Here is a 22,798-nt window from a genome sequence, read left to right as displayed (position 1 = left end):
GCTCGCTTTGCGGGCAACGGCTGCCGCAACGCCCTGAGCGCCCCGTGGAGGCGTTTTTGCCTCCACGACGGGCGTGGGGAAAGGGAAACTTTTTAGACTATTCTAAAACTAGTCTAAAACGCGAGGAAAAGGCATGTCCATGATTCTGTGCGGGCGCAAGGCAGTGCTGGACCTGATGCACCCGGATTATGTGACGGCGTGTGAGGAGCAAAATCCCGGCCTGGTGGACCGGACCATCGAGGCTGTGTCTGGGGAGATTGCGGACGCGCTTTCGTACCGGTATCCGCAGCCGTGGCCGCAGGTGCCGGAGCTGGTGCGCTACATCGCCACGGCCATCAGCGCCTACCGCGTGGTGGGGGCTATCACATCCCTGATGGATACGGAAGCCAGCAGTGATAACGAATGGATCCCCCTGCAAAAGCAATGGAAATACTGCACGGACCTGCTGGAGGACATCGTGTCCGGCAAACAAAAGTTGCCGCTGACCGAAGTCAACGCGGATAGGGAAGACCCGACGTTTGCCGTGGTGAGCCGCCCGCCGTTCTTTGACCTGCGGGGGCTGTAGGATGGGCAAAAGCGGTGTTTCCCTGCACTGGGGCGGTCTGGACAAGGCACTCGGCAGGGCGACCGGGAAGCTGGGCAACACGCAGGCGCTCATGGAGTCCGTGGGCGATGCACTGGTATCCGGCACCATGAAACGCTTTGACGAGAAAAAGGACCCGAAGGGCAAGCCCTGGAAGCCTTCCCGGCGCGCATTGGAAGACGGCGGCGAGACGCTGACGGATTCGGGGCGCTTGCGCCGATCCATCGACTACGCGGCCACGTCCAACAAGGTCATGGTGGGCAGCAATCTGGCCTATGCCCGGATTCATCAGAAAGGCGGCGAGATCAAGCCCAAGAAAGCCAAAAAGCTGGTGTTCAAGGACAGCGACGGCAAGACCGTGGCCGTGGACGCAGTGACCATCCCAGCCCGCCCGTACCTGGGCGTTTCCAAGGAAGATATGGAGGAAGTCAAGTCGACCATGGCCGACTTTCTGGCCGGGGCGTTCAAGGCCTAGGGGAGAGCCATGCAGGCATTCGCAACCGAGGTCATCACGCGGGCGGCGCTGGCCGCCGGTCTGCCGGAAGGCCGCGTGATCGACATGGTGAAAAAGGACAATCTGACCATCAAGCGCCCGCGCATCGAATTGCAGTTCATGCCGGAAACGCTGACCCGCACGGGCCGCACGCTGAACGTATGCCGCCAGAGTACGGACCAGATCCGCAAGCGGGAACTGTACGAGGTGGAGCTGACGGTCAACGCCAACATTCTGGCGGATGACCGGGCCTGGCTGGAGCGATTTTCGTATGACTTTGTGGCCGCGCTTTCCTCCGGGGGCAACGACAGCCGGGGCAACTGGATACGGGTACGGGCCAGCCAGGCCACCTTTGGACGCGCTCCGGACAAGCGCGTGGGCGAAAAAGTCATTGCCGTGTTCACCAGGGTGAACCGGCTGTACGTTGTGACATTTACCGGGCGCATCACGAGGGAGGAAGCGGAAGAGCTGATTCCCTCTCACACCATCAACGAACCCACATTCTATTAGGAGGCCGGTATGGCTACGAAAAAGAAAACAGCGGAGCAGGCTCCCGATTCCCAGACCGTCACGGCGGCCCCGGAACAGGCTGTTACGGAAGCGGAACCCAGGGAAGAAGAAGGAGGCGCGCATGTCGAGGAGACGACGTCGGAAGTACGGGAAACGTCCGTTGATCCGCAAGAAGATGTGGCGGCTGTCGTGCGTGCGGAAGCCGGGCCGCAACTGGAAAGCCTTTCTGTGCTGGCGGACCGTCACCGTGTGCCGACCTGGATGGATGCCGCCCTGCGCCGCATGATGGGCTGGGAAGCGGGCAAGATGGTGACGGATGCCGCGTACCGGGAAGCCCTGAACGGCATCAGGACCCGCCGGATGGGCGGCGGTCGTGTGAGGTAGCAATATGGGCGATGTAATCCAATACCTGATAGACGGCACGTCGGGCATCGTGACCGGCGGCGTGGACGGCAAGGCCCTGGTGGCAGGCGTCTGCTCCAAGGGTATTGTGGGCAAGGCGTACCTGATCGGCAAGCGCACGAACCTGGAAGAGCTGCTGGGCACGGGGCCGCTGGTGGACCGTATCCGCGACATGCTGGTAACGGGCGGACAGGAACCGTATGTGGTGGCTGTGCCTGTCCAGGGGCAGCCTGGCGGTTACATTTCCGCCCTGACGGTGACGGAAGGAAAGACCGGGGCCACGGTATCGGGCTATCCGGCGCTGAATGCGGATGTGGTCGTCCGTGTGGCCACGCCCGGAGCCGTGGGCACGGCCACGCTGGAGATCAGCACGGACGGCGGCAAGACCTTTGCCGAGGCCGCGCCGTCCGCTGTTCAGAATCCCGTGAGCTCCGGGGAGGATCCCACGGGGGCCACGCTGGTGTTTGCTGAGGGCGCGACGCTGGAGGCAGGAGCAACGTATTCCTTTGCGGTGCGCTGTCCGGTGGGGCCGGTGTACCGTGTCGGGGATGCGGAAAGTCCCCTGGTGGAAGTGGAAGAACTGGCTTCCGGCGTGCTGGATGGCGCGGAACTGGTGATCCAGATTGTGAAGGGCGGCGACAGGAACGAAGGGACATTCCAGCTTTCCGTGGACGGAGGGGATTCGTTTACGACCATCCGCACCATCCCCGTGGACGGCCTCCACGAGCTGGCCGATTACGGTGTCAAACTGAGCTTCCCGTCCGGGGACTATGTGGCGGGCACCACCTATACCTGCCGCCTGCTGCCGCCCGCGCCGTCCATCGTGGATGTGTTGGAGGCCCTGGAGGAACCGCTGTCCGTGTATGACGTGGAGTTCGTGTATATCGTCGGTCCGTCGGATTCCGTGGACTGGACGGCGGCCCAGGCCAAGGCGGACGACCTCTGGAACAGGCAGAAACCCACCTACTTCAAAATGGAGGCGCGTCTGCCCCAGGACGGGGAGGACCTCTCCGCCTATACCGCCGCTCTGCTGGCGGAAAGGCAGAACGTGGCCTGTCGTTTTGTGACGGTATGCTGCCAGTACGGGGAGATCACGGACACGACAGGTGCGGCCAGGCTGCGCAACGCGGCGGGCTTGCAGGCCGGGCGCGTGATGTCCATCCCGGTGCAGCGTGCCACGGGCCGCTACAAGGACGGCCCCGTGTCGCAGCTCCAGCTCCCGGCAGGCTGGGAAGCTGTGCGCCCGACGCTGGAGGAAGCCGGGTTCCTGACGGCGAAAAAATACACGGGATCGTCCGGAGCCTATTGGGGGGATTCGCGTACGCTGTCGGAGAACACGTCGGATTTCCGCTTTGAAGAGGTGCTGCGGACCACGTTCAAGGCCGTGCGCCTGACCAGGGACGCGGCGCGCAAGAGCCTGTACGACGAAGCGGGCGACCCGCTGCGCCGGGGTAACGACGGCGGGCTGGCCTATCTGAAGGCCTCTCTGGAAAACGCGCTGGACGCCATGGTCGCCGCCGGGGAACTGGCAGGTTATGTGGTGGACATTCCGTCCGGGCAAAATGTGGCGCGGGACGGCGTATCGGTGGAAATCACACTTATCGGCATCCCGATCATCCGGGAGATCCGGCTGTATAACCGCTACACCTACGCGGGTTCGACGTTTGACCCGCGCATCGAGGACTACGCGCTGGCAGGGTAAGGAGGCAGCATGTCCGCCAACGGCAATAAATACGACTGGGAAAGCATCACCGTGAACCTGACGAATGGCGAAGTCGTGGGCATCACGGAGATCAAGTACGAGGACGGGCAGGAGATCACGGCCCGTTACGGCAGGGGCAGCATCCCGCGCGGCTACGGACGCGGCAACTACGAGGCCAGCGGCAGCATGGTGCTGGACCGTGAGGAATGGGAGAAGCTCAAGAACGAGCTGACCGCCACGGGTGGTGGCATTTACGACCATGCGCCGTTCACCATCGTGGTGTCGTATGCGAACAACGACATGCCCACGGTGACGGATACCCTGAAAGACTGCAAGATCACCAAATTCAGTGGTGCTGGCGGCAGCCAGGGGGACGACAACGTGAGCCCCATGACCTGCGAGTTCACGATCCTGAAACCCATCCTCTGGAATGGGGTCCCGGCCAAAAAAGACCGGTCGGTCACCGGCCTGTAGCCGGGACTGAAAAACCTCGCATGGAGCGCGTCCTTTCCGGGCGCGCTCTTCTTTTTCATGGCATGTTTTCATAAGCGCCGGACAATAGTGTCCGCCTCAAACAAGGAGTGATTCTTATGCCTGAGACCAAAGAGACCAACCGCAAGTATGTTCTGTTCTCGCACACCTTTGCCGACATGTGGGCCGGAAACAGCGCGGATGACGCGCCGGAAGTGACGCTTTCGTACCGCTTTGCCAAACCGACCAAGACGCAGATCCAGCGCCTGCAGGACAAGGCTGCCAGAAATGCCGGGCAGGCTTCGCGTAATCTTGTCCTGGACTGCGTACACCCGGATGACAAGCAGGCGCTCACCGAAGCTATGGAAGAGTATCCCGGTCTGTCGTCCACCTTTGCCACGGCCATTTTGAAAGGTGTAGGCATTTCCGCCGACCTGGGAAACTAGCGGAGCCGGACGGCTACGGCCAGGGCGATGCCCTGATCCTGCACTGGCTCCACCTTCAGCCGTCGGAAGACCTGGAGGAATGGGCACGGCAGGTTGGCCTGGCAGTCTGGATGGAACGACGCTTTTTTGAAGCCCTGTCCCGCAATTTTTGGGGTACTCGCAAGGTTTGACCATGGAAGTCTTTTCTGTATTTGCCACGCTGTCTTTGGTGGACCTGCTTTCCAGCCCTCTGGACCGTATCAAGCGGGCCATGAAGGGCGTGGATCTGACGACTGCGGGACTGGGGGAACGCATGGGCAATCTGGCCCTGGCCATGGGTCCGGCGGCACTGGCCGCCGGGCTTCTGGTCGGGGCTTTGGGCATGGCAGCCGGCAAGGCCATGCAGTTTGAAAGTGCCATGGCCGACGTGGCCAAGGTCGTGAACTTCGAGACCGCCGCCGAGTTGCGGGAGATGAACACAACGGTCATGGACATGGCCGGGCGCATCCCGATGGCGGCGGACGGCATTGCGGCCATCATTGCCGCTGCCGGACAATCCGGAGTGGCCAAGGAAGATCTGGCGGAGTTCGCGGAACAGGCTGCAACAATGGGCGTGGCCTTCGACCTGACCGGAGACCAGGCGGGCAAGATGATGTCCGACTGGCGGGCCGGTATGGCGCTGTCGTTGCCGCAAGTTTACTCCTTGGCCGACGCTGTAAATCATTTGAGCAACAATATGAACGCCACGGCTCCGGCGCTGGGTGAGGTCATCCAGCGCGTGGGCGCGGTGGCTATGGTCTGCGGCCTGTCGGAAACGAAGGTGGCGGCCCTCGGCGCGGCCTTTCTTTCCGCCGGGGCCAGCCCGGAAGTGGCGGCGACAGCGCTCAAGAGCTTCACCACCACGCTGGTCAAGGGCACGGCCATGAGCAAGGATCAGGCCAAAGCCTTTGCATCTGTCGGTCTGTCCGCCACGCAACTGGCAAAAGATATGCAGACCGATGCCCAAGGAACGATTTTCAAAGTCCTTGAGGCAATAGCGAAAAAGCCCAAGGAACTGCAAATGTCCCTCCTGACCGAGATGTTCGGTCAGGAATCCCTGGGGGCCATAGCTCCGTTGTTGAAAAACATGAGCAATCTTTCGCAGGCGTTCGAGCTGGTGGCGGACAAAAGCAAGTACGCAGGTTCCATGCAGGCGGAGTTCGACACGCGCAGCAAGACAACGCAAAACGCCCTGCAACTGTTGTCCAACAAGCTGACCAACCTGGCTATTGCCGTCGGCAACGTCTTTTTGCCGGTCGTCACCGCCGGAGCCAACGCGCTTGGCGCGGTGGCGGACGCCCTGCGCTGGGTGGCGGAAACGCGCTTCGGGCAATGGCTGATAGCAGCCGCCGGAGGTCTGGCCGCCGCCGTACTGGCCGTGACGGCGTTTTCCGCCGGGCTATGGGCGGTGTCCAAGGCCGTGCCATTTGTGGCCAAGACACTGCTTGCCATCAAAACTGCCCTGTTGGGGCTGGGCTGGCCGGTGTGGGCGCTGATCGCCGCCGTGGGTCTTTTGTATGCGGCCTGGAAAAAGGACTTCGGAGGCATCGCCACCACGCTTACCCGTTGGGGACGGAACATTTCGCTGGTGATCCAGGGCGTGACGGCGGTGTTCGGTTCGCTCAAGAACGGCGTGGGTGAAATCCGTGGCGAGCTGGCGGAAGACATCAAGGCGGAAGGCCTGGTGGGCATTGTGACCACGGTGTCCCGCGTGGCCTACCGCATCAAGGAATTTTTCACGGGCATCCGGGAGGGGGTGAACTTTGACGGTGCGGTGGTGGCGCTGATTCCGGCCATCCTCAAGGTCCGTGACCTGTTCGACTCTCTGGGCGAATTGATAGGCTGGGTATTCGGGACCGAGGTCAAAAGTGCATCGTCCGAGGCGCGGGGCCTGGGTGAGATCCTGGGCGGCGTGCTGAGCATAGGGCTGGAGCTGGTGGCAACGGTGATCGCCAACGTGGTGCGCGGCATCGATTCCCTGGTATCCCTGGTGCGCCTGGTGTGCGCCCTCTTTACCGGAGACTGGGTCACGGCCACGGCCATGGCCGAGAATATCTGGATCAACTTCTGCGATTCGCTCATGGCCTTTGCGGACTATTTCCGTATCGGAGACTGGATACGAGACGCCTGGGCGCAGGCCACGGAATGGCTTTCGGGCCTGGACCTTTTCGAGTCCGGAGCGCGGCTTTTGGATACCTTCAAGGAAGGCATCTTGTCCAAGGTGGAAAGTCTCAAGCAAACGTTTTCCGACGCGCTGGGGAGGTTGCGCGACCTCTTGCCGTTCAGCGACGCGAAGGAAGGCCCGCTGTCCACGCTGACGCTGTCCGGGGCGCGTCTCATGTCCACGCTGGGCGAAGGCATGAACGCTGGCTTTCCCGGCCTGTACGCGACGCTTTCCAACAAGCTGAGCAGTCTGAAAGAAAGCATCGGCACCTGGTGGGACGGGCTGTGGGGCAACGGCATTCCCGCCCCCGCCACGGGCGAGGCGCCCATGGTGCCCGACGCTCCGGGGATGTCCGCCGACGTGGCCGAAGCGCGGAGCCGGCAGGGACTTGCCGCTGGGGACCAGGCCGCAGTGTCGCAATCCTGGACGCTGCATATCGCCAACATCACGCTGCCCAACGTCAAGAACGGGCAGAGCTTTTACGAGGACTTGCAGGCAGCGGCCACGGAAATGGGAGGAAGCCTGGCATGAGTGTGAAACTTCTGAGCTTTGAAGATGGCATTGTGAGGATAGGCGGCGAAGAGCTGCCCGGCCTTCTGTCAGATTTGCGGGTCAGCGGGAAGGTGCGCTTTGACGAACAGAGCGTGGACAAGGCCAGCGGCAAGAAAAAGACGCCGCAGGGCTGGGAAGACGCGGACATCAGTCTGACGCTGACCCTGCTCACGGATGAGAGCGGTACCTGCTATGACAAACTGGCGGTGCTGGAGGGCTTTTTCAAGAAAACGGACGGCAAGGCCAACCCGTCCATCTTTACCGTGGCGAACAGCCATTTGCTGGCGCGCGGCGTGCGGCGGGTGGTGTTTTCGCGCCTGGATTCCTCGGAATCGTGCCGGACGGATGAAATCCGGGCCTCGCTGGCCTTTGTGGAGCATAACCCGCCCATCATCAGGCAGGAACGGGCGCAGGCCAAGACGCCTACCCCGGCGGAACTGGCGAAGAAGGCGAAGGAAAAGGCCGAGAAAGCCGCCGAACAGCCGGAAACGGTCATCGGGGTGGACGTGCAATGATCGAGGGGCTGAACATACGCTGCAACGTGGGACCGGTGGAGATTCTGCGCAGCCCGTTTCTGGAGCTGGTGTTCCGTCGCTGCGCGGTGTTGAGCCGGGCGACGGTGCATGTTCCGGACCCGGAGGGCGAAGTGCGGTCACGGCTTGCCGTGGGGCAGGCGGTGGCCGTGCGCTGGGGCTACCGTGGCGAAGCCGGGATGTGGCAGGAATGGGAAGGCACGGTGGAAGGCATCGACCAGCCGCGCCGGGATGCGGACGGCGCGGACGCGGTGGTTGTGCGGGCCGTAGGCCTGGAAAAAGCGCTGACGACCACCACGGTGACGGAGAGCTTTTATCGGGAACCGGCGGATGTGGTGGCCCGGCGTCTGCTGGCCCGAACCGGGCTTGCCGTGGGCGCTGTGGAGGTTCCGGGGGAAGTGCTCCCCTGGCAGGTGTTTTCCGGCGTGTCCGTGGCGCGAGCCGTCAAGCAGCTTTCCCATAGCCTGGAGCGATCTTTCGGGCACGACATGAGCCGCCACGCGCTGTGGCTGGGTGCGTCCGGCCTGACCTGGAGCGCCGGGGACGAACCGGGCGACGTGTACAGCGTGGCCACGGCGGAAAACCTGATCGCACACACGCCTCCACAAACGCCGGACGGCGTGGGCGTGGTGGTGTCCGTGCCGTTGCCGGGGCTGACGCACAGCCGTCTGGTGCATATCCGGGATACCCGGCGCGGCGTTGACGAAACGGTGCGGGCGCTGACGGTGGCGCATACCTTTCAGGGCAGCGGCAATTCCACGGTCATCAGCTACGGCAAGGACACGGGGTGGTTGTAGTATGGACGACAGTCAGGGCAAACGGGACCTTGTGGGCCTGATCCGCAAGCTCGTTGAGCTGGCCATGCCTGACTTGCGGCATTATTACCGCCTGCCACGGAAGGCCAGGGTGGTGGCCGTGTACGCAAGCGATGGGGAATATTTTTGCGACGTGCAGCCGCTCCGGAACGATGAAAGCCCGGACCCAAAGGAGCCGGTCGTGCCGCGCGTGGCTCTGCCCGTGCTGTGGGGCGGCCCAGATCGGGGCGTTGTCTGCCCGCCCGTTTCCGGGGTGCTGTGCGACCTGGCCTATTATGACGGCGATCCGAACTACCCGTATATCTCCAACATCCGTTGGGGCGGCGGCATGAATGCGCCCAAGGCGGCGCTGAATGAGTTTGTCATCCAGCTTGAGAACGGCGTGGAACTGCGCATCGACAAGGACAAGCGGGTGGTGACGCTGACGCCGCAGGATGTGCGGACGGAAGCGGGGAAAAGCTGGACGGTCAAGGCCGGGGACAATGCGACCATCCAGACGGGGAAGGACGCCACCTTGCAGGCCGGGAACGTGGCCAACATCGTTGCGCCGCTCATCAACCTGCAGGGCCGTGTGGTCTGCAAGTCCCTTGACGGCACGGGCAAGGGCAAGGCGGAATTTGAGGGCGACGTGATCATCCGGGGCAACCAGGAAGTCACGGGCGACACCACGACCGGCGGCAGCTCCCGCGTCAACGGGGATTCCTATGCCGGTAGCCGCAGCGGGGGCAGCTGCCCGCACTAGTGTCGTTCTTATTTATCGTGCGGAAATGAGTATGAAAACCGGCCAAAACTTCTTTGCATGGAGCGCGTCCTTTCCGGGCGCGCTTCTTTTTTTTGTGCCAGAGTTGTTCCCATGAGCGACACGACGACAGACCTCTGGGGGCAAGACATTGCCCTGGACGACAGTGGGCAGGCCCGCGTGGCGGCCAACGGTGAACTTTTGCTGACGGACGGAGTGGCCACTGGCGTCCAGGACATCCGCCTGCGCATGTTTACCCGCCTTGGCAATCTGTTCTACGACCGGGAGTTCGGCAGCCTTATCCACGACTGGATCCTGGAGGATTCCACAGCGGGGAATCGGGCGGCGTTTGAATCGGAAATCGTCATGCGTGTGGAGGAAGACCCGCGTGTCGTCGTCGGTTCGGTGCGCTGTACGGTGACGGCGTGGGATGAAACATCCATCACGGCGCTGGCAACCTGGCGTTTTCTGGATACTGACACTCCGCTGAGCCTGGTTTTGCAGGTGAACAAGCTGACCATGGAACTGGTGATTGAAGATGCCGACCCGCGAACAGACAGTTTTACCCCGTGTTTCCCGGACGATTGAGGACGTCCGGGCCTCCGTATTCGGTTATGTGGAGACGGCACAGGACAGCCTCGCCACCTACGGTTATCTGCCCGTGCGCCTGAACCTGAACAAGGGCGTGGTTCGCGGCCTGCTGGAAATTTTTTGCTGGGGCTACTGGCAGATCTACAGCCTGTTGCAACGTCTGCTGCAGCAGGTCAGCCCGGACGGGGCAACGGGGGAATGGCTGGACATGCACGCCGCCGGGGTGGACGTGACCCGCCGTCCGGCGACCAAGGCGCGGGGGAAAGTGCGCTTTGCCCGCGCCGTGGAGACCGGTCAGGACACAAACATCACCATCCCTGCCGGGCGCATCGTGCGCACCCTGCCGGACGGCACGGGCCGTATTTTTCGATACAGCACGGTCGCAACCGCTGTCCTGCCTGCCGGGGCGGACCATGTGGATGTGGAAGTCGAGGCGGAGGACTACGGCGCAGCGGCCAATGCATCCGTCGGACAGATATGCGAGCTGGTGACCCCCGTAACGGGCGTTGCCGGGGTGAGCAACCCGGCGGACTGGCTGGTCAGCGAGGGGGCCGACGAAGAAACGGACGCCAGCCTGCAACGGCGCTATGCCTTGCAATGGCAAGCAAACAACGGCTGCACCAAGTTCGCCTACATGGCCTGGGCACTGTCCGTGCCGGGTGTGACCTCGGTGTCGATCCTGGACCGGCATCCGCGCGGCCAGGGCACCGTGGACATTGTCGTGCGCGGTGCGGACGTGCTGCCCACCGAAGCGTTGTTGCAGAAAGTCCGGGAGGCCGTGGCCCCCAACGTGCCCATAAACGACGACTGGCTGGTCAAGGGACCTGTGCCCGTGGCCGCCACCATAGACGGCGTGCTGGAATACACCGACGGCGATCCAGACGCCATAACGACCCAGGCGGAGAACCGTCTGCGTGCCCTGTTCGCGGAGACCAGCCCCCTGGCTGACGTGACGGCCCTGCAGATCGGGCAGGACCTGACGCTCGACCTGCTGACGCATACGGTCATGGCGGTCGCAGGCGTCAAGCGTGTGACCTGGACCAGCCCGACACAGGACGTGCTGGTCGTGCCCGCCGATGGCGTGGCCCGCCTTGAAAGCCTTGCCCTGCGCGCCGTCAGGGCCGAGGAAGCGTAACCGTGTCCGAGTTCTGGAAATATTTTCATGCCATCCTGGCATGGCCTTTGATCCATGCCCCCGGTCCCCTGCAGGGTCTCGTCCGGGGCATGGCCCATGCGCTGGACGAGACGCGGGATGATGTCGTGTATTTCCGGCGGCAGTGGTTCCCGGCTCTCTGCGAGCCGGGGCTTGTGTCCGCCTTCGGGGCAAGCCGGGGCCTGGTGCGCAGCCCCGTGGAAAGCGACGCGCAGTTCCGCACCCGTGTCGTCAATGCCTGGCGCTGGCACATGCTGGGGGGCAAGCAGCAGGGCCTGCCGGAGATTCTGGCAGCCTACGGTTACCACGTCGAAGCCATCGAGAATATGCGCCAGTTTGCGCCCACGCGCTGGGCGGAGTTCATGGTGCGGCTGGAAACGCCGCCTCATTACGGGGATCAGCAAGCCCAGCTCGACAGCCTTGCGCACCTCGTTTGGCTGATCCAGGAATACAAACCGGCACGCAGTTTCTTTTTCCGTATCTACAACGACACCAACGACCGGCGGCCCATCATCCCCGGTATAGGCCCCAAGCTGGGCAGCGGCATCCTGTCGTTCTGGAGCGGGACCACGGACCCCGGCGTCGGAGACGGCGACGTGGTCATCGCCTTTGGCGTCAAGATCAGCCTGTTCGGCCCGCCTCTGCTGGATGGTTCTCCGCTCTGGGGCCTGACGGAGCTGCTGACCCTGTATGGGCCGCGCCGCGTCAACAATTTTGTGCTGAGCGTGTCCCGGCTCTCTGACACGTTCATCCGCCGCAATCCCTTTGTCATGTCCGAGGTGGTCAGCATTGGCAGCGGCGAGGACGTGTACTTTTCCGCCTCCTGGAATGACGGGAGCTGGGACGACCGCCCCTGGGAACGCTGGGAGGGCTTTACCCGCTACATCCCGCCGTTTGAACTCGGCATCCGCCATACGGCACGCAGCCAGCTGGAAACGGGCCTGTCCCGCCTGTCCGGTATCAATGAACGGCTGGGGGGCGTGCGTCGTATCGTGCTGGCGCGCGGCGTCAACAGGCTGGGGGACCTGCGTCTTGGCAATCATGGTCCCGTGCGCACGCCCGTGTGTTTGTGGGCCTATGAGGCGGAACGCCGGAGCATGGGGGAACTGGCCTTCCCCAGAGCCGTGCCCGGTCAGTGCTGGGGATCGGAGACAATGGTCCAGGTCGGGCACTCTCCCTGGCTTAATGCCGGGACATGGGAAGAGGAAGGCGGCTGGAATGATGCCGCCTGGGACACCATCCATGCCTGCATGGGAATATCCATCACGGAGGAATAAATGCAATCTACCGTTACCGAACAGGGGCGTATCGCGATGGCTGTCGCCATTGCCGCACGCCCGCTGCATATCGCGTGGGGTCTGGGCGACGAGGCCTGGGACAGTATGGACCCTCTGGAATGGCCGTCACTGGTCAAGGCCACTGCCCTGGTCAACGAGGTGGGTCGCCGCAAGCCCTCTGTGGTGGGATTTGTGACGCCCGACGATAACGGCTCCATCGTGGTCCCTGTCGAGAAGCGCGTTACCGAGGAGGGGACCGTTGAGGTGGTCACCAAACGCTACGCCTACAGTGCCGAGCCGACGGCCTACTTGTACCTGCGCGCGGACTTTGACTACAGCGACGCCCCCACCGCCACGTTGCGCGAGGTCGGTGTTTTCATGGATACGGAGGTCTCCCCGGACTGTCCCGCCGGCCAGCTCTATTTCCGTCCTGAAGAAATCGTGAACGCGGGACGCCTGTTTGCCGCGCAGATCCTCGACGAACCCATCACCCGCAGCCCCAACCGCAAGATCGGCATCGAGCTGGTCCAGGCCATCTAAGGAGCATCACATGGGCAAGAAAATCATGGGCGGCCTGTTTGAGCTGCCTTCCACCCCGGACAACTACTACAACCTGCACGACCCGGAAAAAAACTTTGAAAGCATCCTCTTCCGCGACGGATATGTGCTCCAGGGCCGTGAACTCAACGACCTGCAGGAACTTTTTTTTGAACATGCCAGGGGCCTTGGCGACGCCCTGTTTGCCGACGGCGACATTATTCGCGACGCGCAGATTTCCGTGGACGCCTCCACCGGGCAGGTCACTGCGCAGGCCGGGGCCATCTATCTGGCAGGCAAGGTGCGCGGGGTTCCTCCGGCCAGTTTCGTGATACCCACGTCCGGCACGGTGACGGTGGGCATCCGTCTGGTGCTTACCGTCATCAGCGAGAATGAAGATCCCGCGCTGCGCAACCCGGCGCAGGGCTGTGACGGCGAAGGCGAAGCGGGCGCATGGCGGCTCAAGGTCGAGGCGCTGTGGGGCTTTGATACGGATGGCGGGTCCGGGCGCTTTGTGCCCGTGCATACCGTGGACAACGGCGTCGTGCGGGCCAAGGAACAGCCGCCGAACCAGGACAGTTTTACCCAGGGCATCGCCCGCTATGACCGCGACAGTACAGGCGGCAGCGGCTATGTGGCTGAGGGGATGCTGCTGCGCTTTGCCGAGCAGACCGACGACGCTCAGATATACAACCTGTCTGAAGGCCGGTGCCGTGTGTACGGTTACGGGGTGGAGGTGCCCACATCCCGCCGCCTGTCCTACCCGGCGCGTCCGGACCTGCGCACCATCGACACGGAAGTCCATGTGGGCGACGGCACGGAAAGCCAGCGCATCACTGTGGCTCATCCGCCCATCCATGCCGTGAAAAAGGTCAACGTCATCGTCGAGAAAAGCGTGGAGCTGACGCACGGCAGCTACGCGGGCTGCGAGGACGCTCTGCCTGATACGTCGGTAGTGGCCCTGCTGGAGGTCAAGCAGGGGGACACCGTCTATGTGTCCGGAGACGACTACACCAAGAACGGGGACAGGATCGACTGGTCCCCGGCGGGCGACGAACCCGCCACGGGGTCGTCCTACCAGGTCAAATATACGGTCATGACACAGCAGGTGCCGGATGACGTGGACGCCGACGGTTTCAGCGTCAAAAACGCCGTGCGCGACAGCAACGTCCTTGTGACCTACGAGCAGGCCCTGCCGCGTATCGACCGCCTGTGTGTTACCCAGGACGGTGCGTTCGAGTGGGTACAGGGCGTCGGCAACGAGCTGGCCCCCAAGTCCCCGGCTGTCCCGGCCACCATGCTGGCGCTGGCCAGCGTCACCCAGGCATGGCGCGGCGCTCCTGCTGTCGTCAATGACGGGGTGCGTGTGGTGCCGTTTGCCGACATTCAGGCCATCAATGCCCGCCTGGATTACGTCATGGCCGAAGTGGCCAGGCAGCGCCTTGAAGCCGATGCCACCACGCGGGAAGACGGCGCGCGTGTCGGCATGTTTGTCGACCCGCTGCTGGATGACAGCATGCGTGACCAGGGCGTCAGCCAGACGGCCGCCATTGTTGGCGGGGAGCTGTGTCTGCCCATTGCCGCGTCGGCCTACATGCTGTCCAGGGACATCAGCGTACCGAAATCCCGCTCGTATGTGCCCGTGGTGGCTCTTGCCCAGACCCTGCGGACCAATTCCATGCGCGTGAATCCCTATTCCGCCTTTGACCCCATGCCCGCGCGCGTCACCCTGACGCCCAGCATCGACCGCTGGACGGAATACGACACCACATGGGCCAGCCCCGTGACAGAAAAATTCGATGTCAGCCGGGACGGCTACTACCACGTCGTTGTGGGGACGGAGACCAAGACCAGCACCGAGACCTTGTCCAGCCAGTCCAGCGCACTGGAGTTCCTGCGCGAGATCGACGTGAGATTTGAAGCGCGGGACCTGGAGCCGGGGGAAACTGTCCATGAGGTGACCTTTGACGGCATGGTCGTTGAATGCCGCACCTCCGGGGGCGAACCGGGTACGATCACGGCGGACGAAAACGGTGTGGCACGCGGCGTGTTCACCATCCCGCCCAATGTGCCCGCCGGGGCAAAAACAGTCGTCGTGTCCGCGCACAGCCGACAGGGACAGGCCGTGTTCGTGGGACAAGGTACGCTGACCGTGCAGACCCTGCGGCAGGTCAAACAGGTGACGACCGTATGGGTCGACCCTCTGGCGCAGACATTTGTTGCCGAAGAGGCCATGCAGCTTGCCGGTGTGGACCTCTATTTCACGGCGGCGGGCGGTGATGCCCAGGTCCAGATCCGCGAGGTGGTAAACGGCGTTCCCACGCGCGTGGTGTTCGCGGAAGCACACATCGCCAGGGCCGACATGGTGGTCACCGGCGGGGGGCATACGCGCGTGCTGTTCGATGCGCCGGTGGCCCTGTCGGCCAATGTGGAATATGCGCTCGTCGTGCTGTGCGACGACGCCGAGACCTCCCTGGCCATTGCCGTGCTGGGAGAATACGACGAACTGCGCAAGAGCTATGTCACCAGCCAGCCCTATACCATCGGCGTCATGCTCTCGTCGTCCAATGCCAGTACCTGGACAGCCCACCAGGACAAGGACATGGCCTTCCGCCTGCTGAAAGCTGATTTCACCAGCGCCCAGGCGCAGGAGATTGACCTGGGCAGTGTGGATACGGAAGAGGAGGCCACGGACATGCTCCTGTTCGGCCTGTCCGACCTGCCTACGGCCAAGACCTCTGTCCAGTATGCCGTGGACTTGCCGGATGGTACGACCGCCAGCATGGCTGAAGGTCAGGCCGTGAACTTTGCCAAGGGCCAGACCGGGCGCTTCAGTGTGAAGGCTTCCCTCTCCGGAGACGCCACCGCATCCCCCGTGCTGTATCCCGGCACCATGCTGGTGTGCGGCAAGGTAGGGGCGACCGCCGATTACTGCACCCGCAGCATCACGTCTTCCGGTGCGGCCAAGGGCGTTCTGATCTTTGACGCCATCATTCCCGCCGGGGCCGCCGTGACGCCCAAAATGCGCGAGGATGAGGGGGAATGGCAGGAGATGACCAAAGCCGGGACCGTGAACCAAGGCGACGGGCTGGTGGAGTTCCGCTACGAGCTGGCCCTTTCCGGCGGCGATATGGTCAAGGCCAAGATCGAGCTGTCGGGCACGGCCACGGCCCGTCCCCGTGTCCGCAATATCCGCATGCTGGCCGTGAAGTAGAGAGGACCGTATGGCTTACGACGAAAAGACTCCCCATCTGTCCCTGCCCCTGCCGCACCCGCGCAATACGCTGCGTGAGGACTGCCCGCGTATTCGGGAAAGCCTGCAGGCCCTGGACCGGTTCGCGGAAAAATCGGACGCTGCCGTTGCGGCACTGGCCGAGGCCGACACGACATTGGCAAACGCCATGCAATTCCAGGGCAAGAACCTGGCGGAAGCCATCTCCCAGGAGGAACAAGCCCGTTCCCAGGCGGATTCCGGTCATGACAACGCCATCGCCGCCCTGAAGAAGCAAATCGAGGCTCTGCAGGAAACGGTAGCCAAGATCAACCCGTGGGACATTTTCCCCATGCGCGTCCCCATTGCTGTTGACGGCGTAAAGTTTGGCGGTTCCGACGGCCGCCGCGCCATTATGCCCGGAGAGACGGAACCGCGTGAAAACTGGGTACTCTGTGACGGCGGGGAAGATGGCCACGGCGGTACCGTGCCCGACATGAGAGGGCGTGTCGTTTTGGGCGCATCCGAAGCCCATCCGGCTGGCTCTGCTGGCGGGTCCGAGACCCACGAACACGGTCTTGCTGGCACTGTCGGGGAGACCACCCTGTCCACAGAGCAGATGCCAAGCCATACGCATGCCTCTTACGGCTCGCGATACGGGCAAAATGCCTCCAGTCCCGGTAACCAATTCGCCAGTGATTCAGGGGATCGCTCCAATGGAGGGACTCAGTACACCCAAAGCGCCGGTGGCTCTCAGCCCCACGCCCATCCGTTTGAGGGGGCTACAGATCAAGCCGACAACTTGTCGCCATTTTTCTCCTTTCACATGATCATGCGCACCGCATGACCACGGGGAAACTATGAAAAGGTGGCAGATTTTCAGTAGCCCCTACGCTTCCGGTCAACGGGTGGGTATGGGCCTGCCCCCCGCCAGCATTACCGGTGTTTGCGGTGGTGGTATTTTGCCAGAACATGGGTGAACCGCTTGCATATCCACAGTCGCGGCTTGCGCTACGGAAAGTATAGTTATGTCCATGCACTGGCATCTGCTCTGTGGACAAGGTCGTTTCCCCGACAGTGCCAGCAAGACCGACATTTTTCCTAAAAAACAAATAACAGAAGGCGATTATGTATGATGTGGTTTGAACACACCCCGCATGGTCTGCGGGAAATCACAGAAGAAGAAATTCTGGCCAGAGCGGAACAGATCAAGGCCCGGCGTGATGAGGTGAACGGACCTGTCCTGTGCCCTTGGCAGATGCCCAGAACGAGTCATGCTATCCCCTCAATCCATAACAATTTCGGAGGTTGTCCCCATGCACACTGTTACGGTTGTCCCCGCCGATAAGCTCATTATTTGCGACGGTGTAGCCCTGTTTTTTGATTTCCAGGCCCCTGATGGATTGCACGCCCTGCAATGGCGCGATGACGCGGGCCATACGGAGTGGACGGGCGGTCCCAACCGGCCCCTGACCGTTGAGGACTACGACGAACAGGTCGCACCGTATGTGGTGCTCTGGCAGGCGGAAAAAGACCGCCGGGAAAAGAAAGCTGCCGAGGAGGCCGCCGCTCGTGCTTTGCCCGATGCCAAGTCCGCCAAGCGCACCGAGATCCAGAACGGCTACGACGCCGCCCTGGCCGCCTCCCTGACCATGCCTGCCGCAGCACCCACCACACAGGACGTGGCCGTGGGTGCGGCCCTCTTTGCCGTGGAGGATGCGGAGGGCCTGACCTATGTGCAGTCCCGGCACGCCGCCCGGCGAGACGAGCTGCTGGCCGCTGTGGACGCGGCGGACAGTGTGGAGGCCGTGCGGGCCATTGAGGTCAGTTATGCTGTCTAGCTTGCTGGGGCAGACGTGTCCTATCTGTGGCCATGCGTTGCGCCTGGTGCTTACGTCCGACGGCCTGCACTGGGTCTGCACCTTATGCGGCGAGGTCAAGACATGCGGCTGAGCGGGCAGCATATCACCATTCCGGACATGGGCGGGCACGGCTTGGGAATCAGCGACGGGCAGTCCTGGCTGGTGGAGGACAGCATCATCGATCTGTCCGCCTGCCCATTGGAGCGGCTGGACGAGGCGGTAGGCATCACCTGGGGCAGCCGCGCCATCTTCCGGCGATGCGTCATCCGGGGGGCGGCCAAGCTCATCCTCTGCGGTTCAGGAGATGCGGACAAGCTGGCGGTGGAACGCGGCAAGATAGTCATTTTTGAGGACTGCCTTTTTGAGAACTTCGGAAGGCGCGGCCCGGAAGTACAATCCTGTATGTGGATCATCCTGCGGCGCTGCCTGATCCGCAACTGGGGGGAGCCGAGGCGGTGCGACGTGCGGGCTTTTGCCGGCTGGGCACATCATGGCGGTCGCATCGAGGCCGAGAGCTGCGTGTTCGATCAGCCCCGTTTCTGGCGCGGTTGGCGGGTCATGGTGGGGGACTGGTTGGCCCATCTGGGCCAGGCCTGGAATGACGAAGGCTTGCGCGGCGTTCTGCGCCCGGCCGCCTGGCTGCCCGGCGTCTGCCGGGGCCTGGTCGCCACGGCGGGCGGACACGTCCGGGCCAAGGATTGCCGCGCTACCCGCTGGTGGATACGCCTTGAGGAACGACACGGCGATATGTCCCAAGAGGACGCGGCCGAGATGGTACGGCGCTTGGAAGCCATGCGGCAGGACATGGAAAGGCGGCTGTAGTTTTTGACAGAAGGATGTGCAGGGTAAAAAGTCGTGCGGACCATATAACAGGAGGTTCGCATGGCAAAAGGAATCACCGTCAGGGAGCTGGCGGATGCCTATTTCACAGTGCATTGTACCCACCCCGTGACACAAAAAAGCGGGCGCTACCACATCCGGCCGGTACTGCGTCTGGTCGGAGGGTGGCAGGCCCGGAGGCTCAAGCCCCAGCACATCAGCGAGTTTATGGAGGGACAGCGGCAGCTGGGGGTATCCCTGGCAACGGCCGTTCTCCGGGCGAAGCTGCTGCTCACGATACTGCGCTGGGGGGTCGGTACAGGCAGACTGGCCAGCAATCCGCTGGAAGGGGTACGCTTTCCCCGGCCCAGGGCACGGCGGGTCATGCCACCCACATTGGCCGAGGCCAGGCGCATGCGCGACGTGGCTGCGTATCATGTGGCGCGCGTCATCACGCTGGGCATGATGGCCGGGCCGCGCATCGGCCCCTCGGAGCTGTTCAAATTGCGCTGGGAAGACGTCGATCTGGACGCGGGGATCATCCGCATGCCTAACGCCCGGAAAGGCGCACGCGCGGAATCCCGCCTGATTCCTGTACGGGATGACGTTTTACCGGAACTGCGTAGGTGGTGGGAAGAGGACGCAAAAATAGACTGCCCGTGGGTTATCCATTGGCAGGGGAAAAAGGTCATGTGTATCGGCCATGCGTGGCACGCGGCACGGAAGGCAGCGGGAATTTCCCGTGTCATAACGCCCTACAGCTTGCGACACGCCTTCCCGACAAGCGCCCTGGAATATGACGCCGACATCAAAGCTGTTGCCGAGATAATGGGGCACTCCGATCCGTCTATGTTACTGAAAACATACCAACATATCAAGTGGAAACAGCTCAAGAAAGCCATTTCGGCGGGACCGGGGCTGGGAAAATAATGTGCATGGAACGCGCTGTTTCCGGGCAGGGAGCGGCGCGTTCCCGTATAGTTGAGGCCTGACAGGTGGCGGGGGCGAGGGACGCCCCCACCGGCGCGACGGCCTAACGTCGCACCACGGCCCCACAAGCGGAAGGCAGCCGCTTGCAGAGTATCCGCCTGTCGTGTCTGTCCGCTAGGGACAAGGCATGGTCTAGCATGGCGGACCTCATGGGGCAACTGCTGGAAACGCTGAAAATGAAGGACAAGAAGGAAATCCGCTGTGGTCATTGCAACAAGCTGCTGGGCAAAGGAACAGCCCACGACCTAGAAATCAAGTGCCCCCGTTGCGGCACGCTGAATCATCTGAGGGATAGGATCCCCGGCTCCGAGCCGTCCGACGGCCAAGACGGAGCATTTTATGCTGGTTCCGAAGAAAAAATCAGCCACTGAGACCATCATCACGGTAGGCCCCTACCGCATCCCGGTGAAGCTCGACAAGTTCAAGGCATGGGAAGCCGCGTTGATGCGCGACGCGGGCTTCACCGACAGGGAAATCAAGGCGGAAATCCTGCGGAGGCTCGGTTATGCCCAGAATTGAGCTTGTGTCCGTTTCCGCCCTGCGGCCCGCTCTGTACAATCCCCGCGAGGCCGACGCGGAGCGTCTGGACCTGGTGAAGCTGTCCCTGCGCAAGCTGGGCTTTTTGCTGCCGCTGGTGGCCTCTCCGGACGGAGAAATCCTGTCCGGCCATCAGCGGCACACCGTAGCCGTGGACATGGGCGTTTCTCGTGTGCCAGTGCTGCGCGTGGAGGTGCCGGAAGCCCGAAGGCGCGGTCTCAACATCCTGTTCAACCGGGCCACCAACGACATCCCCTTGCAGGATACCGAGCAGGACATGGAGACGGCCCTGCGCGGTGCTGACGTGCGAACCCTGGCGGACACGTTACCGGACGTCGCCCCGGACAGTCCGGCCTTCTTCCCCTGTATGGCCGCTGAAATGCGGGAAGTCCTCCCCCTGGCCCGCCAGAACGTGTCGCACTTCGTGCGCCATGCCGCCAACGTGGGGCGGATGCTGGCCAGGCTCGGTGTCCATTTGCCCATTGTCGTCACGCCGGACGGCTCCGTCATCAACGGCGTGGGCAGGCTGGAAGCCGCCGCTCGCAAGGGCCGGAAAGAGATCTCCGTGGTCACGCTGGACACTGGCCGGGCGGAGCTTGCCCGCGCCATGCTGAACCTATTGTCTATGGACTTCAGGTTCTCCGGCGACAGCGCGGACTTTTTGCGCTACGGCGCGTTCCGGCGGGACTGGCTGCGGCGCACCTTTCTGGGGCGGGCGTTTGTGCTGCCGGTGTACCGGCACAAGCGTCTGTCGGATGTACGCTTGGATGAGAAGTTCATGGCAAAATGGAAGGCCGCTTGTGGGGACACGGTGCTGGATTTCGGATCTGGACAGGGAGATGAGGCTCGTATGCTCCGGGACGTGGGTATCCGCGTGACTGAGTTCGAGCCGTATCCCGCCTGCAACAACGTGGTCAACCGGGAACAGGGACGGGCTTCGGCCATGGGCTTTTTGTCCGCCGTGCGGGCTGGTACACCATTCAGCGCTATCTTTGTTTCCAGCGTGCTGAACAGCGTCCCCTTCCCGGAGGACAGGGAACATATCCTGCGCATCGTGGCGGCCTTGTGCGGCCCGGAAACGCTGGTATGCGCGGCGGCACGCGGCACCAAAAGCAGCGCATGGGGCTGGGTCCAGGAAGGTGAATCCCTGAGCCAGCGTGCCTCCCGGTCCTGCACCTTCCCGCTGCGTATGGAAAAGGGGGTGGTGCTGGGGGATGTTGCCACGGCTCCCAAGGCCCAAAAGTTCTTTGAGGAAGCGGAATGGCTGGAGCTGTGGAGCCGGTATTTCGGCTCCGTGGAAGCGGGTCTGTCCGACGGAATGGTGACGGTTCGTTGCCGTAAGCCACTGGCCTGGCATCCGCGAGACCTGGCCAAAAGCCTGCGCTTTGAGTTTGATCTGCCGTACCCGGACGGGCAGCGTATGGGGCTTGTACGCCTAGCCCTGCAAGCCTTTTCCATGCGCCTGGGGCTGGATCTGGAGGGCGTATGAGTCAGGGCCAAGACTGGACTTTCCACGGTTTCGCCGGAGAGTTTGACGGGCATGTCCGGGAGCAACTGCCCTGGTATGAGCTGGCCAGCGCTGCGATGGGGCTGATTGCCCGCCAGTACATTCCCAAAAATGGCAAGGTCTATGATCTGGGGGCATCTACGGGCAATGTGGGGCGCGTGCTGGCGCACACGCTTGAGGCGCGCGGTGCGCGGCTGACTGCCCTGGATGAATGCCCGGACATGGTGGAGGCCTACAACGCGCCAGGGCGGGCGCTGCGGGCTGATATAACCCGCTTCGACTACAAGCCTTTCGACGTGGCCGTGGCCTTCCTGGTATTCATGTTCCTGGCTGTGCCCGCCCGCAGAAAGCTTCTGGCCCGTCTGCGGCAGCAGCTACGCCCCGGCGGGGCCATCATTGTCTTTGACAAGCTGGTGCCGCCGGGCGGCTATCCTGCCACGGTTCTGGCAAGGCTGACCTGGGCTTCCAAACTGGATCAGGGGGTGGAGCCCGGAGCCGTGGTCAGGAAGGAACTCTCCCTGTCAGGGATTCAGCGCCCGCTTTACCCTGGGGAACTGGGAGAGGACGCCGTGGAGGTTTTCAGGTTTGGGGACTTCGTGGGCTGGATCATAGAAGGCTAAAAAAAGCGGGGGTATTTTTGTGTCTGTTTTGACACATAGAATGCCCTGCAAAAATCGCCATGAAAAAAACGTGCCAAAGCATAAAAAGTGCTCTGGCACGTTCTCATTTATCGTGCGGGAGATTCTCATTTATCTTGCGCCCTCACACCGAGCGCTGTTCTCAAGTTTCGTAACAGCTCACAACCGTAAACTTATTCGCAGCAGCGCGCAGGATGGTCGCAAAATGGTCGCAAAGCCAAAAAAAATGGGACACCGTTTTTACCGGT

The 22,798-nt window shown here is 62.6% G+C and carries 24 protein-coding genes; all 24 read left to right on the top strand.

Going from position 1 to position 22,798, the window contains the following annotated elements:
* Positions 1-133 precede the first annotated feature (133 nt).
* Positions 134-565 (top strand): phage protein Gp36 family protein, encoded by a 432-nt coding sequence (locus tag ACQRAG_RS01775; RefSeq protein WP_289616177.1) that lies wholly within the window; start codon positions 134-136, stop codon positions 563-565.
* A 1-nt stretch (position 566) separates the two neighbouring features.
* Entirely contained in the window at positions 567-1,058 is a 492-nt protein-coding gene (locus ACQRAG_RS01770) for a phage virion morphogenesis protein (RefSeq protein WP_204625966.1), read from the top strand.
* Between the two features lie 9 nt (positions 1,059-1,067).
* Complete coding sequence (locus tag ACQRAG_RS01765) at positions 1,068-1,586, top strand: translation initiation factor 2 (protein WP_204625967.1); 519 nt, start codon at positions 1,068-1,070, stop codon at positions 1,584-1,586.
* Between the two features lie 9 nt (positions 1,587-1,595).
* Positions 1,596-1,970 (top strand): hypothetical protein, encoded by a 375-nt coding sequence (locus ACQRAG_RS01760; protein ID WP_427805267.1) that lies wholly within the window; start codon positions 1,596-1,598, stop codon positions 1,968-1,970.
* Between the two features lie 4 nt (positions 1,971-1,974).
* The gene (locus tag ACQRAG_RS01755; protein ID WP_427805266.1) at positions 1,975-3,690 is read left to right on the top strand and encodes a DUF2586 domain-containing protein; all 1,716 of its coding nucleotides are present in this window, start codon (positions 1,975-1,977) and stop codon (positions 3,688-3,690) included.
* Positions 3,691-3,699: 9 nt separating this feature from the next.
* On the top strand, positions 3,700-4,164 hold the full coding sequence (locus tag ACQRAG_RS01750) for a hypothetical protein (protein ID WP_427805265.1): 465 nt from the start codon (positions 3,700-3,702) through the stop codon (positions 4,162-4,164).
* A 116-nt stretch (positions 4,165-4,280) separates the two neighbouring features.
* The gene (locus ACQRAG_RS01745; protein ID WP_427805264.1) at positions 4,281-4,607 is read left to right on the top strand and encodes a hypothetical protein; all 327 of its coding nucleotides are present in this window, start codon (positions 4,281-4,283) and stop codon (positions 4,605-4,607) included.
* 172 nt (positions 4,608-4,779) lie between these two features.
* Positions 4,780-7,320, top strand: coding sequence for a phage tail tape measure protein (locus ACQRAG_RS01740; protein WP_427805263.1), 2,541 nt, complete (start codon positions 4,780-4,782; stop codon positions 7,318-7,320).
* Complete coding sequence (locus tag ACQRAG_RS01735) at positions 7,317-7,856, top strand: hypothetical protein (RefSeq protein WP_239465045.1); 540 nt, start codon at positions 7,317-7,319, stop codon at positions 7,854-7,856. Before ACQRAG_RS01740 ends, ACQRAG_RS01735 begins: the two co-directional genes overlap by 4 nt.
* 131 nt (positions 7,857-7,987) lie before the next feature.
* Entirely contained in the window at positions 7,988-8,671 is a 684-nt protein-coding gene (locus ACQRAG_RS01730; protein ID WP_289616179.1) for a hypothetical protein, read from the top strand.
* 1 nt (position 8,672) lies between these two features.
* A complete protein-coding gene (locus ACQRAG_RS01725; protein WP_418236562.1) occupies positions 8,673-9,431 on the top strand; it encodes a baseplate assembly protein in 759 nt (252 codons plus the stop codon).
* A 111-nt stretch (positions 9,432-9,542) separates the two neighbouring features.
* A complete protein-coding gene (locus ACQRAG_RS01720) occupies positions 9,543-10,016 on the top strand; it encodes a baseplate assembly protein (RefSeq protein ID WP_289616181.1) in 474 nt (157 codons plus the stop codon).
* Entirely contained in the window at positions 9,967-11,154 is a 1,188-nt protein-coding gene (locus ACQRAG_RS01715; RefSeq protein WP_427805262.1) for a baseplate J/gp47 family protein, read from the top strand. Before ACQRAG_RS01720 ends, ACQRAG_RS01715 begins: the two co-directional genes overlap by 50 nt.
* A gap of 2 nt (positions 11,155-11,156) precedes the next feature.
* Positions 11,157-12,449 (top strand): phage tail protein, encoded by a 1,293-nt coding sequence (locus ACQRAG_RS01710; RefSeq protein WP_427805261.1) that lies wholly within the window; start codon positions 11,157-11,159, stop codon positions 12,447-12,449.
* The gene (locus tag ACQRAG_RS01705; RefSeq protein WP_072332578.1) at positions 12,450-12,989 is read left to right on the top strand and encodes a hypothetical protein; all 540 of its coding nucleotides are present in this window, start codon (positions 12,450-12,452) and stop codon (positions 12,987-12,989) included.
* Positions 12,990-12,999: 10 nt separating this feature from the next.
* On the top strand, positions 13,000-16,200 hold the full coding sequence (locus tag ACQRAG_RS01700; RefSeq protein ID WP_427805260.1) for a DUF4815 domain-containing protein: 3,201 nt from the start codon (positions 13,000-13,002) through the stop codon (positions 16,198-16,200).
* Positions 16,201-16,210: 10 nt separating this feature from the next.
* Positions 16,211-17,044: a hypothetical protein gene (locus tag ACQRAG_RS01695; protein ID WP_427805259.1), complete on the top strand. Its 834-nt coding sequence runs from the start codon at positions 16,211-16,213 to the stop codon at positions 17,042-17,044.
* Positions 17,045-17,513: 469 nt separating this feature from the next.
* Positions 17,514-18,038, top strand: coding sequence for a phage tail protein (locus tag ACQRAG_RS01690; RefSeq protein WP_427805258.1), 525 nt, complete (start codon positions 17,514-17,516; stop codon positions 18,036-18,038).
* Positions 18,039-18,140: 102 nt separating this feature from the next.
* Positions 18,141-18,881: a hypothetical protein gene (locus ACQRAG_RS01685; protein WP_427805257.1), complete on the top strand. Its 741-nt coding sequence runs from the start codon at positions 18,141-18,143 to the stop codon at positions 18,879-18,881.
* 60 nt (positions 18,882-18,941) lie between these two features.
* Positions 18,942-19,808 carry a tyrosine-type recombinase/integrase gene (locus ACQRAG_RS01680; RefSeq protein ID WP_297231472.1) on the top strand — a complete coding sequence of 289 codons (867 nt, stop codon included), beginning with the start codon at positions 18,942-18,944 and terminating at the stop codon, positions 19,806-19,808.
* A gap of 209 nt (positions 19,809-20,017) precedes the next feature.
* A complete protein-coding gene (locus tag ACQRAG_RS01675; protein ID WP_303867712.1) occupies positions 20,018-20,239 on the top strand; it encodes a Com family DNA-binding transcriptional regulator in 222 nt (73 codons plus the stop codon).
* Positions 20,208-20,387 carry a hypothetical protein gene (locus ACQRAG_RS01670; RefSeq protein ID WP_204625749.1) on the top strand — a complete coding sequence of 60 codons (180 nt, stop codon included), beginning with the start codon at positions 20,208-20,210 and terminating at the stop codon, positions 20,385-20,387. The genes ACQRAG_RS01675 and ACQRAG_RS01670 overlap by 32 nt, the downstream gene beginning before the upstream one ends.
* The gene (locus ACQRAG_RS01665) at positions 20,374-21,894 is read left to right on the top strand and encodes a ParB N-terminal domain-containing protein (RefSeq protein ID WP_427805256.1); all 1,521 of its coding nucleotides are present in this window, start codon (positions 20,374-20,376) and stop codon (positions 21,892-21,894) included. The genes ACQRAG_RS01670 and ACQRAG_RS01665 overlap by 14 nt, the downstream gene beginning before the upstream one ends.
* The gene (locus ACQRAG_RS01660) at positions 21,891-22,532 is read left to right on the top strand and encodes a class I SAM-dependent methyltransferase (RefSeq protein WP_303867705.1); all 642 of its coding nucleotides are present in this window, start codon (positions 21,891-21,893) and stop codon (positions 22,530-22,532) included. Before ACQRAG_RS01665 ends, ACQRAG_RS01660 begins: the two co-directional genes overlap by 4 nt.
* Positions 22,533-22,798: the final 266 nt, after the last annotated feature.

The organism is Desulfovibrio sp. SGI.230, from assembly GCF_050313065.1.
Taxonomy (GTDB): domain Bacteria; phylum Desulfobacterota; class Desulfovibrionia; order Desulfovibrionales; family Desulfovibrionaceae; genus Desulfovibrio.
This window is presented reverse-complemented; position numbering and strand designations above follow the sequence as displayed.